The following is a 1,063-nucleotide window of genomic DNA, read 5'->3' on the forward strand; positions in this document are numbered from 1 at the left end:
GGCCCGACGACCCGCGCCCGCTCGCGGCCCCGGGTCGTCGGGCCTGGGCTGGCGCGCGGGCCCGTCGATGCAGCTGTGGAACCCCAGCGCGGCCCGCTCGCCGTGGCCGGTGAGCGAGCTCGAGTGGGACATGCCGCTCCCCGCCCGGCGCCCGGCGCTGCTCGAAGACGAACAGCCCCGGGTGCTCGGCGAGCTGTTTCACGCCGCGATGGAGCGCTGGGACTTCGAGGGTGACCCTCCGCTGAGCCGCGAGCTCGAGCCGCTCGTCGCGATCACCTACCCCGAGCGCCCGGGCGTCGACCGCCGACGGATAAGCTCCTGGCTGGTCCGCTGCGTCGAGCTGTTCGGGGACGACCACGCGCTGCTCGCCGAGCTGCGCGCGGCCCGGGCCCGCGGCGAGCTGTTTCACGAGGTCGACGTCGACGCGCTCGTCCCCGACGACGCCCGCGACCACTGGATCAGCGGGCGCATGGATCTGCTGTGGCGCGACGCCGACGAGCGCTGGAACGTGCTCGACTACAAGGTCACCGCCAAGGTCCGCTCGCGCGCCCAGATGCAGGAGCTGCAGTGGGAGTACGGGCCGCAGCTGCTGCTCTACCGCGAGGCCCTGAAGCGCTGGCGTCCGCGCGGTGAGCTCCAGCGCCTCGGTCGCTTCGGCCTGTGGCTGGCGCCGGCGGGCAAGGCAATGTGGATGCTCTAGCACCCCGGGGTGCTAGCAGGCTGGACCGTGTGCTCGAAAGCCGAGCAGGCTTTCTCGGTGGAGCGAGCGTGGTGACGAGAGCGTAGGGCCGGAGCTGGGAGCTTTGTGGGACGGCGGGGTCTTCGGGTAGTCCGAGTGAAGTGGGAGGATTGTGGGACGGCGGGGCGCCCTCGAATCGAATTCACTCACCGGAGGCATGAGCTGTGTCGGTCTTCGGGTAGTCCGAGTGAAGTGGGAGGATTGTGGGACGGCGGGGAGCCCGGCGGGCTCCGGGGGTCCCTCGAAGCGAATTCACTCACCGAAGGCATGAGCTGTGTCGGTCTTCGGGTAGTCCGAGTGACCGGCAGCGCTTCGATTGGGAGG

Annotated in this window: 1 protein-coding gene; it reads left to right on the forward strand. The window is 70.8% G+C overall.

From position 1 onward, the window contains the following. On the forward strand, window positions 1–700 hold a 700-nt coding region (locus ENSA5_RS17530), incomplete at its 5' end, for a PD-(D/E)XK nuclease family protein (RefSeq protein ID WP_181197857.1). Window positions 701–1,063: the final 363 nt, after the last annotated feature.

This window comes from Enhygromyxa salina (assembly GCF_002994615.1).
In the GTDB taxonomy this organism is placed as follows: domain Bacteria; phylum Myxococcota_A; class Polyangia; order Nannocystales; family Nannocystaceae; genus Plesiocystis; species Plesiocystis salina_A.